The 15,297-nt window shown below is 73.7% G+C and carries 14 protein-coding genes; 13 read left to right on the top strand and 1 reads right to left on the bottom strand.

Features of this window, described 5'->3' with window-relative positions; genetic code table 11:
* Nucleotides 1-167 precede the first annotated feature (167 nt).
* From ABGB18_RS18045 to ABGB18_RS18025, 5 genes are all read left to right on the top strand, one after another.
* The gene (locus tag ABGB18_RS18045) at nt 168-425 is read left to right on the top strand and encodes a hypothetical protein (RefSeq protein ID WP_347696665.1); all 258 of its coding nucleotides are present in this window, start codon (nt 168-170) and stop codon (nt 423-425) included.
* Between the two features lie 5 nt (nt 426-430).
* Nucleotides 431-1,414 (top strand): beta-ketoacyl-ACP synthase 3, encoded by a 984-nt coding sequence (locus tag ABGB18_RS18040; RefSeq protein WP_347696664.1) that lies wholly within the window; start codon nt 431-433, stop codon nt 1,412-1,414.
* Nucleotides 1,411-2,157: an SDR family NAD(P)-dependent oxidoreductase gene (locus ABGB18_RS18035; protein WP_347696663.1), complete on the top strand. Its 747-nt coding sequence runs from the start codon at nt 1,411-1,413 to the stop codon at nt 2,155-2,157. The genes ABGB18_RS18040 and ABGB18_RS18035 overlap by 4 nt, the downstream gene beginning before the upstream one ends.
* A 45-nt stretch (nt 2,158-2,202) precedes the next feature.
* Nucleotides 2,203-2,418: a carboxyl transferase domain-containing protein gene (locus ABGB18_RS18030; protein WP_347696950.1), complete on the top strand. Its 216-nt coding sequence runs from the start codon at nt 2,203-2,205 to the stop codon at nt 2,416-2,418.
* A gap of 565 nt (nt 2,419-2,983) precedes the next feature.
* On the top strand, nt 2,984-4,120 hold the full coding sequence (locus tag ABGB18_RS18025) for an ATP-binding protein (RefSeq protein ID WP_347696662.1): 1,137 nt from the start codon (nt 2,984-2,986) through the stop codon (nt 4,118-4,120).
* 81 nt (nt 4,121-4,201) lie between these two features.
* Here ABGB18_RS18025 and ABGB18_RS18020 read toward each other — a convergent pair whose 3' ends face one another.
* The gene (locus ABGB18_RS18020; protein WP_347696661.1) at nt 4,202-7,546 is read right to left on the bottom strand and encodes a BTAD domain-containing putative transcriptional regulator; all 3,345 of its coding nucleotides are present in this window, start codon (nt 7,544-7,546) and stop codon (nt 4,202-4,204) included.
* A 350-nt stretch (nt 7,547-7,896) separates the two neighbouring features.
* Between ABGB18_RS18020 and ABGB18_RS18015 the strand changes: the two genes are divergently transcribed.
* Genes ABGB18_RS18015 through ABGB18_RS17980 form a run of 8 tightly spaced genes read left to right on the top strand, consistent with a single transcriptional unit; the run spans nt 7,897 to nt 15,274 of the window.
* Nucleotides 7,897-9,108 carry an aminotransferase class I/II-fold pyridoxal phosphate-dependent enzyme gene (locus ABGB18_RS18015; protein ID WP_347696660.1) on the top strand — a complete coding sequence of 404 codons (1,212 nt, stop codon included), beginning with the start codon at nt 7,897-7,899 and terminating at the stop codon, nt 9,106-9,108.
* Nucleotides 9,108-10,325 carry a beta-ketoacyl-[acyl-carrier-protein] synthase family protein gene (locus ABGB18_RS18010; RefSeq protein WP_347696659.1) on the top strand — a complete coding sequence of 406 codons (1,218 nt, stop codon included), beginning with the start codon at nt 9,108-9,110 and terminating at the stop codon, nt 10,323-10,325. Before ABGB18_RS18015 ends, ABGB18_RS18010 begins: the two co-directional genes overlap by 1 nt.
* Nucleotides 10,322-11,230 carry a MaoC/PaaZ C-terminal domain-containing protein gene (locus ABGB18_RS18005; RefSeq protein ID WP_347696658.1) on the top strand — a complete coding sequence of 303 codons (909 nt, stop codon included), beginning with the start codon at nt 10,322-10,324 and terminating at the stop codon, nt 11,228-11,230. The genes ABGB18_RS18010 and ABGB18_RS18005 overlap by 4 nt, the downstream gene beginning before the upstream one ends.
* Nucleotides 11,223-12,818, top strand: a complete 1,596-nt coding sequence (locus tag ABGB18_RS18000; RefSeq protein WP_347696657.1) for an AMP-binding protein — start codon at nt 11,223-11,225, stop codon at nt 12,816-12,818. Before ABGB18_RS18005 ends, ABGB18_RS18000 begins: the two co-directional genes overlap by 8 nt.
* On the top strand, nt 12,815-13,078 hold the full coding sequence (locus ABGB18_RS17995) for an acyl carrier protein (RefSeq protein WP_347696656.1): 264 nt from the start codon (nt 12,815-12,817) through the stop codon (nt 13,076-13,078). The genes ABGB18_RS18000 and ABGB18_RS17995 overlap by 4 nt, the downstream gene beginning before the upstream one ends.
* Nucleotides 13,079-13,081: 3 nt before the next feature.
* Nucleotides 13,082-14,098, top strand: coding sequence for a hypothetical protein (locus ABGB18_RS17990; RefSeq protein ID WP_347696655.1), 1,017 nt, complete (start codon nt 13,082-13,084; stop codon nt 14,096-14,098).
* Entirely contained in the window at nt 14,091-14,903 is an 813-nt protein-coding gene (gene trpA / locus ABGB18_RS17985; protein ID WP_347696654.1) for a tryptophan synthase subunit alpha, read from the top strand. Before ABGB18_RS17990 ends, trpA begins: the two co-directional genes overlap by 8 nt.
* Nucleotides 14,900-15,274: an ectoine synthase gene (locus ABGB18_RS17980; protein WP_347696653.1), complete on the top strand. Its 375-nt coding sequence runs from the start codon at nt 14,900-14,902 to the stop codon at nt 15,272-15,274. The genes trpA and ABGB18_RS17980 overlap by 4 nt, the downstream gene beginning before the upstream one ends.
* Nucleotides 15,275-15,297: the final 23 nt, after the last annotated feature.

The following is a 15,297-nucleotide window of genomic DNA, read 5'->3' as shown; positions in this document are numbered from 1 at the left end:
ACGTCCGCTCCGTCTCGCGAGTCGGTTACGAGGTAAGCGGGACGTTCGCAACAGATCCGCAACACGGCCCGGCGTTGCGCGTTCGTTGCGCCGCCCGGGTTTTCATCCGATGGCGGGGCCGCGGCGAGGCCCGGCTTAGCGCAACACCAGTGAAGGAGCGAAAGCTGATGGAACTGCCCACCGTCGAAGACCTGGCGACCCAGCTGCAGGCCGTGTCGGGCGCCGAGGCCGTGGACGTCGACGCCGCCCTGCTGCAACTCGCGGACGTCGACTCCCTGGACCTGATGGAATGGCTGTACGCCTTCCAGAACCAGTACCCGCACATCCCGGCCGACGAGTCCCTGTTCAAGGACATGGACGACACCGTCACCCTGCGGACCCTGCACGGGCGACTGGTGGCGCTGACCGCTCAGCCGACCGGCTGAGCGCCATGAGCGGATTCGAGATCGCCGGCTGGGGCATGTCCGTGCCCGAGCAGGTGCTCACCAGCGTCGAACTGGCCGGACGGTTCGGCGTGGACGAGGAGTGGATCGTCAGCCGCTGCGGCATCCGCGAGCGGCGGATCGTGGGCGAGGGACAGACCACGGCCTCGCTGGCGGTGGAGGCGGGGCGGCGGGCGCTGGAACAGGCCGGGCTGACCGGCGCTGACATCGCCCACCTCGTCGTCGCGACCGCCACGCCCGAGCAGCCCTCCCCCGCGACCTCGGCGTTCGTCCACCACGACCTGGGCATCGCGGGCAGCGCGCACGACGTCAACGCCGAGTGCTCGGGCTTCGTGTACGCCTTCGTCCACGCGGTCGCGCTGATGGCCATGGACCCCAGGCCCATCCTGATCGTCGGCTCCGACACCCACTCGCTGACCGTCCGCCCGGACGACCGCGACCTGGGCATCCTGGTCGGCGACGGGGCGGGCGCGATCGTCCTCGTGCCGGGTCCCGACAACCCGCTGCTGTCGTGGAACCTCGGCGCGGACGGCTCGCGGGCGTCGAGCCTGAAGGTCCTGGCGGGCGGCAGCCGGATGCCCACCACGATGGAGACCGTCCAGAAGGGCCTGCACTACGCCGAGATCAACGGCAACGAGATCTACCTCAACGCCGTGCGGTTCTCGGTGCGGACCGTACGGGCCACGCTGGAGTCGGCCAAGGTCACGGCCGAGGAGCTGGACGCCTTCGTGCCGCACCAGGCCAACATCCGGATCATCAACTCGATCATGAGCCACTCCGGCATCGACCCCCGTTCGCTGGTCACCAACCTGGACCGGTACGGCAACACCGCCTCGGCCTCGATCCCGATCGCGCTGACCGAGGCGCTGGACGCGGGCCGCGTCCGCCGGGGCGACCTGGTGCTGCTCGCCGGGTTCGGCGCCGGCATGACCTGGGGCTCGGCGCTGCTCAGGTGGGGAGGCGCGGCGTGAACGGTGCCGGCAGCCGCCCCGAGAGCCCGATCGCCCTGGTCACCGGGGCGTCGGGCGGGCTCGGTCAGGACCTGGCGATCGAGCTGGACGCGCTCGGGTGCCGGGTCGCCGTCCACTACAACCGCTCCGAGGCCGAGGCCAGGGCCGTGGCGGACAAGCTGGGCAACGACTCGATGGTCGTGACCGGGGACGTGGCGTCCTGGGACGCGGTCAGCGAGATGTACCGGCAGATCAGCGACCGGCTCGGCCCGGTGGACGTGCTGGTCAACAACGGCGCGATCCGCCGGGACGGGCTCATGGCCATGCAGCGGCCCGTGGAGTGGAAGCAGGTCATCGACACCAACCTGGTCGGGACGTTCCACACCTGCCGGGTGGCCGTGCCCCACATGCTGCGGCAGCGGTGGGGGCGGATCGTCAACGTCGTCTCGCCGTCGGGCCTGATCGCCACGGCCGGGCAGACCGCGTACTCCGCGTCCAAGGCCGGCGTGATCGGCCTGACGCGGACCCTGGCCGCCGAGTGCGGGCGGCGCGGGGTGACGGTGAACGCGCTGTCGCCCGGATTCATGATCACGGCGATGACCAGGGACCTGTCCGCCACGGTCATGGACAACATCCGGGACAAGTCGCCGATCCCGCGCTTCGGCACCACGCAGGAGGTGGCGCGGGGCATCGGCTTCTTCCTGGACAGCGACTTCATGACCGGTCAGGTGGTCAGCATCGACGGAGGTGTCTCCGTCACGTGAACCCAGGGCGGCCCGCGCCCGCCGGGCCGCCCTTTCCGCAGGGAGATCGAGAACGCGGCCGACCCCGCGGGGGTGCGGGCGGCCAGGATCGCCGAGTACCGCGAGGAGTTGACGCATCCGTACTACGCCGCCGAGCACGGTCTCGTGGACGGCGTGATCGACCCGGCCGCGACGCGGGCCACGCTGGTGACGGCCCTGGGGATGCTGCGCACCAAGCGGGCGGAGCTGCCGTTGGGCAAGCACGGGAACCCGCCGCTGTGACCGCCCCCGCGGCCAGCCCGTGACCAGCCCGTGGCCACCGCTGTGACCGGTGCTGTCCTCGTCCTGCGGGGGGCGCCGGACGATGAGGAGCTGGCGGCGCTGGTGGCGGCGCTGGCGGCCGTGCGGGCGCGACCGGCGCCGGAGGCGGGGCGGGCGGAGGCCCGTCCGGTACAGACCGCGCGCCGGCCCGCCTACCGTCCGCCGACGTCCTGGGACTCCAACTGCCGGATTTACCCGCCCTTACGGGGCCGTGAATTCTGGCGTCGATAATCGACCCCGGGGCCGCGAAAGGCTCCGCCCTGCGGCTCTGGTAGCGTGTTTTACCACTTGCCCGGCGTTTCTTTACAACCCCTCCCGACTCGTTCCTGACCAGGCATGTCATATCGTCCCGACCCATGGACGCGTCTTCCGTGCACCGCCCCGGCATGCGTATGATCCGATCTTGGTAGGCCGGTATCACCAAACGTTCGCGTAACGGGGGACGGAATTGAGGAGTGATCGAAAAGCTTGCCGGCCATCTCGCCTCTCTGAGCCTCCGGCGGAGGCCGTTCCCGAGCGGTTCAGCATGCTGGCGTGCGAGCTGGACCCGCGGTTCGGCGACGGCGACGCGGAGCGCGCCCATGACGTGGCCCTCCAGTTCGGCGGCGTGCAGGTGGAGGTCGAGCTCGCACCCACCGGCCGGATCATCAGCGCGGTCTTCCCCAGCGTGGTGGACGCCGCGCTCGCCGCTCTGGAGACGGCCGCCGCGATGCCCCGCGCCGCGGCGGCGGGCATGCGCATCGCCGTGTGCACGACGGAGACCGTGGGCGGTGGCCTGCCCTCCCGGGCCGCGGCCCTCGCCTACGCCACCCGGTTGCTCGCGCAGGCCGAGCCGGGGCGGATGCTCCTGACCGCGCCGGCCGCCGTACTGGCGGGACCCGCGCTGCCGCCCGGCGTCGAGCTGCTCGACCAGGGGCTGCGGACGCTGGAGCCGGGTGGGCGGCCCGAGCGCGTCTACGTGATGGCCCGGGCCGGCGCGGGGTCACCCGACGAGGTGGCCGTATCCAATCTGGGCTGGGCCAGGCGGGCGGCGGCCGCGGCGGGCGGGGAGACGTACCAGATGGACAGCGTGCGCAAGGTGTGGCAGCACACGCAGGACGGCAGCGCCGGGATGGTGCTCGTCTCCGGCTCGTCGGCGGCCGTCAGGAGCGCCTTCGTCGCCGAGCTGGCGCTGCGGGTCCACGCCGAGGGCGCACTCGTCATGAACGGCCAGTGGGCGGAGCGGGCGCGGGCCCCGTACGGCGCCTTCCGGGAGGCGCTCGGCTTCTACGCCGCCGGCTCCAGCACCCGCCAGCTCGTCGCCGACCTGGAGGGCAGGGCCGACGACGTGGCCTTACTCCTGCCCGAGGTGGGAGCGCGGGTGGGCGGCTCCCACCTGGCCCGCTCCGGCGGCCACGCGGAGCGGGCGCGGGTGTTCGACGCGGTGGGGGCCTGGGTGCTGGCCATCGCCAAGCGCTCGCCCACCGCCATGATCCTTGAGGACCTGCACTGGGCCGAGTCCACCTCGGTGCTGCTGCTGGCCCACCTGTGGCACACGTGCCGCAGGCACCGCCTGATGCTGGTGGTCACGGGGGAGTCCGCGCCCGGCAACGCCATCGACCGCCTGGCGGACCTGGCCGCCTACATCGACGCCGACGCCCTGGAACGCGTCCGCCTCCCCTGACACCGCTCCGTGCAGACGGACCACACCGCTCCGTGCAGACGGACCACACCGCTCCGTGCAGACGGACCACACCGCTCCGGCTCAGGCGCTGCGTTTCACCCCCAGGCTGGTGAGCGTCCCGTCGGCCTCCGAGCGCAGCGCCTGCGCCCAGCGCCGGTCGCCGGTGCGGGCCCGGGCCTCCAGCGCCCGCGCCAGGTCGTGCTGGGCGATCGCCGTCCACGGGCGGGCGCGGTGCCCGGAAAGCTGCGACAGGGCGAACATCAGGTGCCGCTCGGCCTCGTCCCAGTCGCCCGTGACCACGGCCAGGCGACCCAGGTGGAAGGAGGCGGGACCGACGAAGCTGCGATACCCGACACCGCAGGTCAGATGGGCGTACGGGGTCAGCAGGCCGCGCAGCGCGTCGGCCGTGTCCGGGTCGCCGAGCTCGGCGGCGCACAGGGCGAGCAGTCCGACGTGGTGCAGCCACTCGCCGCCGGCGGGCAGGGGCTCGGCCCCGATGGCCAGCGCCCGCACGGTGAGCCGGCCGACACCCTTGTCGCCCTCCATCAGGGAGGCCAGCGACAGCTCCACCCCCTTCAGCGGCCCGTGGTGAATGGCCGGCCAGCAGCTCTTGCGCAGCCAGCGGGCGATCAGCAACTGCCGATGGGCCAGGCTCCCGGGTGCGGGGGTGATGCCGTGCGAGTCCGCCGCCGTGAACGGGGCGTCGTCCGGGCCGGGCCCGAGCCGGGTGCCGATGGCCGCCGCGTCCGTGAAGCGGCCCTGGGCGACGGCGGTGGCCACGGCGTGGTCGAGGAGCAGCGCGTCCCCGAGCGCGATCTCGTCCCCGTCGATCACCGCGGACGCCAGCGCGGCCAGCGCCTCCTGGCACGCCTGCGTCTCGCCGGCCATCTGGGCGGCCGCGGCCCGGTGGTGGGCGGCCACGACCCGGGCGCTGTGCTCGCCGGCGGCGGTGGCCAGCCGCAGCGCCTCCCCGGCCAGGACGAACCGCCGCGAGACGTGGTCGGGGCCCTCCAGCCGGCGCAGCTCGACGGCCATCGCGTCCAGCGCCCTGGTCACGGACGGGCCCGGCGTGGGCCTTTCGCCCAGCAGGTGCCGGCGGGCCAGGAGCCGGCCGCGTACCAGGTCGTCGATGGCGCCGGGCCGGGCCGCCTGCAGCAGCATCTCGATGAGCGCCGCGGACTCCGAGCGGAAGCGGGGGCGCAGGCCCGCGGCGTCGGCCAGGCCGAGCACGGCCTCGGCGGCGATGTCGAGGCGGCCCACGCGCATGGCCTGGATGGTGCCGTCGATGAGGTTCTGCTCGCAGCCGTCGTGTCCGGCGGCCAGTTGGGCGAGCCCGAGCCGGATCAGCGCCTCGGCGCCGAGCTCCTGGCTGGAGGCGGGCACGTGGTCGAGCGCCTGCTGGTGGAGGCGTACGGCCTCGGTCTGCGCGCCGTCCAGGCTGGCCCGCGCGGCGGCCCGCCAGCTCGACGTGACCGCACGCTGGTCGCCGCGCGGGGTGGCGCCGGCGGCGCGGTGGTGGGCGAGCGCCCGGCTGTAGGCGCCCAGGCGCAGGGGGCGCAGGTGCTCGATGGCGTCGGCCAGCCTGGCGTGCAGCCAGCGCCGCCGGGTGGGGCTGAGCTGCTCGTACACCGCCCGGCGCAGCACCTCGTGGGTGAAGCGGTACTCGTCGCCCTGCCAGCCGGGGACGACCTCGGTGAGGATGCCGCCGGCGACGAGCGCGTCCAGGCAGTCCATGGCGGCTTCGAGGTCGAGCGCGGCGGCCTCGGCGGCCAGATCCAGCTCGAACGAGCGCCCGGCGACCGCCGCGGCCCGCAGCAACTGCCGGGCCGGCCCGCCGAGCGGGGCCAGGCGGGTGGCGGTGTGCGTCAGGATGCTGGGCGGGAGCCCGTCGCGCCGCTCGCGGTGCCAGCGCAGCAGCTCCAGCAGCAGGTACGCGTTCCCGCCCGTCTCGTGGATCAGCTGGTACGGCAGCGGCACGTCCCCCGCCGGCAGGATCGCCCGGGACAGCGCGAGCACGTCCGACTCCCCCAGCCCGCCGATCCCCATCCGGCGCAGGAACCGCGCCTGCTCAAGATCCTGCACCAGGTCCGTGAACTCTCCCGCGTGCCGCGGCCGGCCGGTCGCGGTGGCCACGACCAGCAGCGGCAGCCCGTCCCCCGCGCGCATGAACGCGTGGCGGAGCACCTCCAGCACGTCCGGCCCGGACAGGTCCACGTCGTCCACGACCGCGAACACGGGCCGGTCGCGGGCCACCTCCACGAGCAGATCGGCGACCGCGAGGTACATCTTGTGCCGTTCCGCCGGGTCGAGCCCGGGATGCGCGGAGTCCGCCACCAGCGCGGCCAGTGTGGCGCGGGACCGCCGGCCGAGCTGGGGCAGTTGCTCGGCCGGGGTGGCGGCCAGGAAGTCCAGCAGTGCCTGCCGGAACGGCCGGCCCGGCGCCGAGCCGCGGTCGCACCGGACGTAGATCACGGTGGCCCCGGTCATGCCGGCCTGGCGGGCGGCCTGGCCGACCAGGCGGCTCTTGCCCGCGCCCGGCTCCCCCGTGACGAGCACCACGTGACCGGCTCCCTCCCTGGCCGCCGTCCACGCCTCGGCCAGGCACTTGAGCTCGGCGCGGCGGCCGGTGAAGGGCACGTCGGGGGCGGTCCTGCCACGCGACCTGCCGGACGGGTCCGGGGCGCCGAGCAGGTCCATGTAGACGGCCTGGGTCTCGGGCGCGGGATCGACGCCGAGCTCCTCGGCCAGGGCGCGGCGCAGGTGCTGGTAACAGCGCAGGGCCTCGCCGCGGTTGCCCGCCGCGGCGAAGGCGAGCATGAGGGCGCGGTACGCGCTCTCCCGCAGGGGCGCGGCCTTGACCGCCTCGTCGGCGAAGCGCAGCGCGTTGTGCTCGTCGTGCAGCGCGGAGGCGGCCAGGCTGGCGGTCTCCAGGGCCGAGACGAGCAGGTCGTGCAGGCGCTCGCGGACGGTGGTGACCCACTCCCCCTCGTGGTCGGGCAGGAACGGCTGACGCAGGACGGTGACGGCCTCGCCGGCCAGGCTCTGCGCCGCGGCGTGCCGGCCGGCCGCGTACGCCTCCACCGCCGCGTCGGCGGCCCGCTCGGCCTGTTCGACGTCCACGACGGCGTCGTCGGGGAGGCCGAGCACGTATCGCCCGCCCTGGGCCACCAGCGGGACGGCGTCGGGCCGCATGCTGCCGGCCACGAACGCCCGCACCCTGCTCACCACGCTGCGCAAGGCCGAGGCCCAGGTGTCGGGCAGGCCGCCCGGCCAGACGGTGTCGGCGAGCTGGTCGCGGCCGGTGCCGGACGAGCGTTCCAAGATCAGGCGGGCGAAGGCGATCTGGGCTTGCGCGCTGGACAGGTGCCTGGGCGCGGAACCGTCGCCGTCTTCGATGCTGACGAGACCGGCGAGCCTGATGAGCACGCGCGTCCCAGAAACATGAGCACTATTCAGGTCAGGTTTGTGAATATTCAACAGATTACGCACGACGGCCGGCCCCCATGACCAGTAGCGAGTGAGCCGCGCGGCTTCGTGGCGGCTCATGGCACGCGAAAACCCGTCCACGGCGGGATCACCGCCGCGGAAGGGGTGAGGTATTCGCGCCTTTACAGATGGAATCACCCGTTACCAGATGCATCAAGAGAAATTTCGATCTTTGATTGCCATTCATCATCTCTTTGCGCTCCCGTCCCGATGTTGCGCCTGCCTTGCGGTGGTTTGCGTACAAATCAACTGCCCAGCGCACCGCAGGAACCTGAATGAGGAGACGTACGGTGAACGCTTCTGGAGGATGGCACCGTCTTGAGCCGAAGCTGGCGGCGACCCGCCGGCGCGTGCGATCGCTGGAGTCGGAGCCCGATCGCCGCAACAGCTTCATGCCCTACCGGCCCGAGCAGTCCAGCCCGTACGTCACCCTCGACGGCGAGCGCCTGCTGATGATGTCCGGCTACAGCTACCTGGGCCTGAACGGGGACGAGCGGGTGGCCGGTGCGGCCAGGGCCGCCGTGGACACCTATGGCACCGGCGCGCACGGCGTGCGGGCCCTGGCGGGCTCGCTGCCGCTGCACGAGGAGCTGGAGGCGGAGGTGGCCGCGTTCGCCGGCCGGGAATCGGCGATGGTCTTCGGCTCCGGCTACGCCGCCAACGTCGGCACGATCGGCGGGCTGGTCGGCCCCGGCGACACGGTGTTCATCGACAAGTACGACCACGCCAGCATCGTCGACGGCTGCCAGCTCAGCGGCGCCACGGTCACCCGGTTCCGGCACAACGACCCCGGCCACCTCGACCGGCGGCTCCAGGCCGCCGACCCCTCGGGCGTGCGGCTGGTCGTGGTGGACAGCGTGTACTCGATGGACGGCGACATCGCGCCGCTGCCAGAGCTGCGCGAGGTGTGCGACCGCCACGAGGCGCTGCTCATGGTGGACGAGGCGCACGCGCTCGGCGTGGTCGGCGCCACCGGGCGGGGCGTCGAGGAGCACTTCGGCGGCCAGGTCAAGGTGGACGTCAAGCTGGGCACCCTGTCGAAGGCGATCCCCTCGATGGGCGGCTGGGTGGCCGGCCCCGCCGAGCTGATCGCCCACCTCCGGTACGCCGCGCGTCCCTTCCTGTTCTCGGCCGCCCTCGCGCCCGCGCAGGCCGGTGCCGCCCTGGAGGCCCTGCGCATCCTGGCCCGCGAGCCGGAACGCGTCGCCCACATCCAGCGGGAGTCCGCCCGGCTGCGCGAGACGCTCACCGCGGCCGGCATGAACACCGGAGACAGCCAGACCGCGATCGTCCCGCTCATCGCGGGCTCCGACGAACGCGCCTACGACTACGCCACCGCCTGCCGCAAGGCCGGGGTGGTCGGCCTGCCCGTCGTGTCGCCCGCCGTGCCCAACACGCTGGCCCGCCTGCGCATCGCCATCACCGCTCGCCACTCCGGCGCTGACCTCGACGTAGCCGTCGAGGCGTTCCTGCTGGCCGCCCGGCAGTGCCGGTTGATCTGATGAAGACCACGATCGTGATCACCGGTATGGGGGTGGTGACCCCCGCCGGGTGCACGCTGACCGACTTCTGGACCGGGCTGCTGGCCGGCCGGTCCACGGCGGCGCCGCTCGACCACTTCGACACGGGCCGGCACGCGGTGCGGTTCGGCTGCCGGGCGCAGGAGCCCGCCGGAGTGCTCGACGCCAAGCAGGCCCGCAGGATGGACCCGTTCGCGAGGTTCGGGGTGTCGGCCGCCCTGTCGGCCCACCGCGACGCGGGCGCCCCCGAGGCCGCTCCTGGGCGGGCGGCGATCGTGGTCGGCACCGCGGTCGGCGGGCGCTGGACGAGCGATGAGGAGAGCCGCAAGTACACCGAGCTGGGACCGCGCGGTGTGAACCCGCTGATGCCCCTCATGACCATGCCGAACGCGGCGGCCGCGCTGATCTCGATGCGGCTCGGCTGGCGGGGCCCCGCCCTGTCGCTCGCGAACACCTGCGCCAGCGGCGCCGACGCCGTCGGCCACGGCATGCTGCTGCTGGCCACCGGACGGGCCGACGTCGTGCTGGCGGGCGGCTGCGAGTCCACGCTCACCCCGGTCACGATGGCGGCCTTCGGCAACCTGAGCGCCGTCTCGACCCGCAACGACGCTCCCGAGCTCGCATCCCGGCCGTTCGACGCCGACCGGGACGGGTTCGTCATGGGCGAGGGAGCCGCGTTCGTGGTGCTGGAGCGGCAGGAGGACGCGCTGGCGCGCGGGGCGCGCGTGTACGCCGCCGTGACCGGCTACGCCGCCTCCTCCGACGCCTTCCACCTGAGCATGCCGGCCGAGGACGGCTCCGGCGCCATCGCCGCCATGACCGGCGCCATCGCCGACGCCGGGCTGAGTCCTTCTGACATCGTCCACGTCAACGCGCACGGCACCTCCACCCGGCAGAACGACCGGATCGAGGCCGCCGCGCTGGTGAAGGCGTTCCCCGCCGGGCCGCCGCCGGTGACCTCGACCAAGGGGGTGACCGGGCACCTCATGGGGGCGGCCGGGGCCGTGGAGCTGGTCGCGACCGTGCTGGCCGCGCGGGAGTCCACGGTGCCTCCGACGGCCAACCACGACAGGACGGAGCCCGGGATGGAGATCGACGTGGTCCATCGCGCGCCCCGGCCGATCGCCTCCGGCCCGGCGCTGAGCAACTCCTTCGGCTTCGGCGGCCACAACGCCTGCCTGGTGGTGGAGCCCCGATGAGCGCCCCGACCGTCACCCGGGCGATCACCGACACGGTGAGCGTCACCGCCGGCTCCCTGGCCGCCTACCGCGCCGCGGTCCGGGCCATGATCACCGGGGCGCCCGGCGCCGATCCGGCGTCGCCTGTTCACGCGTTCGTGCTCTGCCACGGTCCGGCGCAGCGCTTCATCGCCGGGCTGGCCGCCGCGTCGTCCGAGCCGCCCTCGGTGGTCCACCTGGCCCAGGAGATCCGCCTACGCCGGCCCGTGCCCGCAGCCGAGCCGATCACGGTGGGGATCGACCTGCTGGCGGCCCGCCGCGAGGCCCGTGGCACCCGGCTGGTCCTGCGCAGCACGCTCGCCGGCGGGACGGGCGCGCCGCTGTCGGAGCTGGCGACCACGGTGCTCCTGGTGGGAGCGGACGCGCCGGAGCCGTTCGGGGACCTGCCCCCGGCGCCGGCCCCGAAGCCCGGCCCGGGAGCCGGGGAGCGGGTGAGCGTCACCCACCACCTCACCACCGCCATGATCAGCCGCTACGCCGAGGTCTCCGGCGACCACAATCCCATCCACCTCGACCCGGAGGCGGCCGGGCGAGCCGGGTTCCCCGGTGTCATCGCCCACGGCATGAGCGTGCTGGCGCTGGCCTGCGAGGAGGCGATCGACCGCTACGCGGGCGGCGACCCGGCCCGCGTGCGCGGGATCGGCGGCCGGTTCTCGGCGCCGGTGCTGCCCGGGGAGCCGGTCGAGTTCGGGTTCCAGCCGGACGGCGAGGTGATCGGCTTCACCGTCAAGAGCCCGCGCGGGGTCGCGGTGAAGGCGGGCTTCGTCGAGCTCGCGGCGGAAGGGGATTTCGAAGGGCCCGCTGTGAGGGAGCCCGGGGCGGACTTCAGGGAGCCGGCGGTGGAGGGAGGTGCCTCCCATGCATGAGCCCCTGGGTCTCACCGCGGGCTTCCGGTGGCACGCCACGCACCGGCCGGACGCCCCCGCGATGGTCTGGCACGGCCGGGAGACCTCCTACGGCGAGCTGAGCGCCATGGCCGGGCGCGCCATGGCCGGCCTGGAGGAGCTGGAGCTGGGCGAGGGCGAGCCGGTCGGCCTGCTGGCGGCCAAGTCACCGGCAGCGGTCGCGCTGGTCCTGGCCTGCCTGCTGGGCCGCCGCCCGTTCCTGCTCCCCTCGCCCGCGCTGGCCGGGGAGACGCTGACGGAGCTGTTCGCCGCGGCGGGCTGCGCACACGTGCTGTCGCCCGACGCCGAGTCGGGCTTCACGCGGGCCGCCGACGCCGCCATGTCGCCCGGACCCGTGTCGCCCGGAACCGCGACCCCGGGAACCGTGGCCCCGGGAACCGTGCCCGCCGACGTGTGCTTCATGCTCACCACGTCGGGCTCCACCGGCCTGCCCAAGATCGTGCCGCTGCCCCGCGACGCGGTGGACCGCTTCGTGGCGTGGGCGGGCCCGGCGTTCGGCATCGGCCCCGGCAGGAACGTCCTCAACTACGCCCCGCTCAACTTCGACCTGTGCCTGCTCGACGTGTGGACGACGCTGGCGCACGGAGGCTGCGTCGTCCTGGTCGACCCGGAGCGCGCGGCCGACGGCCGCCGCCTGGCGGACCTGCTCGCCGCCCATCCGGTCCACGTGTTCCAGGCCGTGCCGATGTGCTTCGGGCTGCTGCCGGAGAACGCGGTGTTCGGCGAGGTCGAGCACGTGATGTTCACCGGCGACGCGATCCCCGAGCGCACGCTGGAACGGCTCCCCGGCCTGTTCCCCAAGGCCCGCCTGTACAACATCTACGGCTGCACCGAGACCAACGACAGCTTCGTCCACGAACTCGACGGCATCGGCTCCCCCGTGCCGCTCGGCGAGCCGCTGCCGGGGGTGAGCGTCCTCGTCGTGGACCAGGACGGCGGCCTGGTCGACGGCCCGGGTGCCGGGGAGCTGTACGTGTCCACCCCGTTCCAGACCCGCGGCTACCTGGGCCGCGCCGGCCGGTTCGGCCCCCACCCGCGGGGGCTGGACGACCGCGTCTACTTCCGCTCCGGCGACCTCGTACGGCGCGACCCCGACGGGCGGATCTTCCTCGTGGGACGCGCCGACTTCCAGGTCAAGGTACGCGGCGTCGCCGTCAATACCGCCGAGATCGAACAGGCCCTGCTGGAGCACCCGAGCGTGCTCGAAGCGGCGGTGGTCGCCGAGCCCGATGCGGTGGCGGGGCGCCGCCTGGTGTGCGTCGTGCGCCGCGCCCCCGCCAGCGGGCTCAACAGCCTGCGCCTGCGCGAGCACTGTGCGCGGCGCCTGCCCAAGGCCGCCATCCCGGCGGTGACGCGGATCATCGACGAGCCGCTGCCGAAGACCTCCACCGGAAAGGTCGACCGCAACGCGGCCGGCCGCCTGTATCAGTCATTCGAACGCCTGCCGGGCGACGGCACCACACGCCTGCCGGGCGACGGCACCACACCCCTGCCAGGCGACGGTGCCGACCACCTGCCGGGCGACGGCACTGAAGGAAGGGCGTCATGAACCACACCGACACGATCAAGCAGTTCCTCATCAAGGAGTTCCTCCCCGACATCACCCCCGACGAGCTCGACGCCGACCACGACCTGCTGACCGGCGGCGTGATCGACAGTCTCGGCCTGCTGAAGCTCATCGCCTGGATCGAGGGCGAGTTCGGCGTGGCGGTGGGCGACACCGACCTCGACCCGGACAACTTCCGCACGGTCGCGGCCATCGCCGCCTTCGCCGACTCCGCTCAGCGGCAGAGGCTCGCGGGGATCTAGGCCGTGCACGAAGCCATTGCCGCGCTGCTGGACGGGCGGGCCGAGGTGGACCTGGCGACCTGGCGGTCGCTGTGGGACCGGTTGGAGGCCGGCGCCCTCGACCAGGGGGAGGCCGTCGCCCTGCTGGCCTCGCTGGCCACCCGGCTGCCCGGCCACGAGACGCTGCGCGCCCTGCTGGACTCGATGCGCGAGCGGCGGCCCGCCCCCGCCGTGTCCTGGGCGGGCTCGGTGAACGTCGTGGGCACCGGCGGCGGGCCGAAGACGTTCAACGTCTCCACCGCGGCGGCGTTCGTCGCCGCGGCGGCCGGGGTGCAGGTGGTGAAGACGGGCTCGCGGGCGTACACGAGCGGGGTCGGCTCCATCGACCTGCTGGAACGGCTCGGCGTGCCCCTGACACGCTCGTACGAGCAGACCGGCGAGCTCCTGGAGCGCCGCGGAATCGCCTTCGCCGGCCCCTTCGTCTATCCCCCGGTCCTGACCAGGCTGGCCAGGACGATCGTGCCGCTCGGCATGCGCCCGTTCGGCGGCTTCCTGAACGCGCTCGGCCCGCTCCTGCCCGCGCTGCCGGTGACCGCGCAGGTGACCGGCGTGTCGCGGCGTGTCCCGCTGGACGCGCTGCGGCGGCTGGCGGGTCCCGGAATCTGGCTGTGCTCCAACGACGCCGGGGCCGACGAGCTGCTCCCGTTCGCCGACAACGTCGTCCACGCGGGCGGGAGAGAGATCCGGCTGGCGCGGGGCGAGCTGGTCCCGGGCGCGGGATCGCTCGCCGATCTCAGCCCCGCGCCGGACGTGGTGTCGCACTTCCTGCGGGTGATCTCGGGGACGGCCGGTGACGTCGCCACGCGTACGGTGTGCCTGAACGCGGCGGCGCTGGCGGTCGCGTCCGGGCACATCCCCGACTGGCGTACCGCCGTGGAGGCCGCCGAGGACGCGGTCGCGAGCGGAGCGGCCCGCGCGCTGGCCGACAGCATGCGGATCCGCCGCCAGAGCCTGCTGGTGGGGGCGAGCACCCGTGCCTGAGTTCTTCCCCCGGCGTGGGGATGGGCTGGCGGTGTTCCTCAACGCCGGAGACCCGCCGCTGGACGTCCTGCCCGAGCTGGTGACGATGCTGGACGAGAGCGGCGTGGACTGCCTGGAACTGGCCGTGCCCTTCCCGGACTCGGTCACCGACGGGCCGGTCGTGCGGCGGTCGGCCGACCGGGCGCTGGCGGCGGGCGTCGGCCTGGAGGAGACCCTGGCGGCGGTGGCGGCCGTGCGGCCGGGACTGGCCCGGCTGCGGATCGCCCTGCTGGCGGACTGGAGCCACTCCATCAGGGACACCGGCCTGGCCCCGGTCACCCGCCGGATCGCCGCGTCGGGCGCCGACGGGCTGCTCGTCCACGGGCTGCCGCCCCGGCTGCGCCCCGCCTACTACGAAGCCGCCGCCGAGGCGGGGCTGCCCATCGTCACCACCTGTTACCACGGCGTCTCGTCACCCGAGGTGCTGGCCGAGGCGGCCGCCCACGCCACCGCCTACGTCTATCTGGTCGCCGCCTACGGCCGCAGCGGCACCGGCCCCCGCACCGGGTACGCGGGCCTGGCGCCCACCGTTGCCGCGCTGCGACAGGCCACGTCCGCGCCGGTCGCCGTGGGTTTCGGGGTCCGTACCCGGGAGGACGTCAGCGCCGTGCACGCCTGCGGCGCCGACGCCGCCATCGTGGGCTCCGCCGTGGTGTCCCGCGTGGAGTCCGCGCTCGCCGGCGGCCAGGACGTGGTCGCCGCGGTAGCCGGCCTGATCAGCTCCCTGAATCCGTCCGAGGCAGTCACCCGAAGGAGACAGAAATGATCGTCCGCCATCTGGAGAACGTGCACACCGTCGACTGGGGCAACGGCCTGAGCCGCCGCTTTCTCGTCGAGTCCGACGGCGTGGGCTACAGCGTGACCGACACGATCGTGCGCGCGGGCACCAAGTCCCGCCTGGAGTACCGCAACCACCTGGAGACCTGCTACTGCATCGGGGGATCCGGCGAGGTGATCGACATGGACGGCAACTCCCACCCCATGAAGCCGGGCACCCTGTACTCCCTCGACGAGCACGACGCGCACTTCCTCGTGGCCAGCCCGCACGAGGACCTCAGGCTGGTGTGCGTGTTCACGCCGGCGTTGAAGGGCGACGAGGTGCACAGCCTCGACGGGAACGACTTCTCCCACTACTGATCCCCCCACCCACTGAGGAGCCA

It is taken from the genome of Nonomuraea sp. B12E4, assembly GCF_039871825.1.
Classification (GTDB): Bacteria; Actinomycetota; Actinomycetes; order Streptosporangiales; family Streptosporangiaceae; genus Nonomuraea.
This window is presented reverse-complemented; position numbering and strand designations above follow the sequence as displayed.

Coding starts and splice junctions, on each gene's coding strand:
- ABGB18_RS18045 (WP_347696665.1), top strand. CDS start 168: ATGGAACTGCCCACCGTCGAAGACCTGGCGACCCAGCTGCAGGCCGTG.
- ABGB18_RS18040 (WP_347696664.1), top strand. CDS start 431: ATGAGCGGATTCGAGATCGCCGGCTGGGGCATGTCCGTGCCCGAGCAG.
- ABGB18_RS18025 (WP_347696662.1), top strand. CDS start 2,984: ATGCTGGCGTGCGAGCTGGACCCGCGGTTCGGCGACGGCGACGCGGAG.
- ABGB18_RS18010 (WP_347696659.1), top strand. CDS start 9,108: ATGAAGACCACGATCGTGATCACCGGTATGGGGGTGGTGACCCCCGCC.
- ABGB18_RS18005 (WP_347696658.1), top strand. CDS start 10,322: ATGAGCGCCCCGACCGTCACCCGGGCGATCACCGACACGGTGAGCGTC.
- ABGB18_RS18000 (WP_347696657.1), top strand. CDS start 11,223: ATGCATGAGCCCCTGGGTCTCACCGCGGGCTTCCGGTGGCACGCCACG.
- ABGB18_RS17995 (WP_347696656.1), top strand. CDS start 12,815: ATGAACCACACCGACACGATCAAGCAGTTCCTCATCAAGGAGTTCCTC.
- ABGB18_RS17980 (WP_347696653.1), top strand. CDS start 14,900: ATGATCGTCCGCCATCTGGAGAACGTGCACACCGTCGACTGGGGCAAC.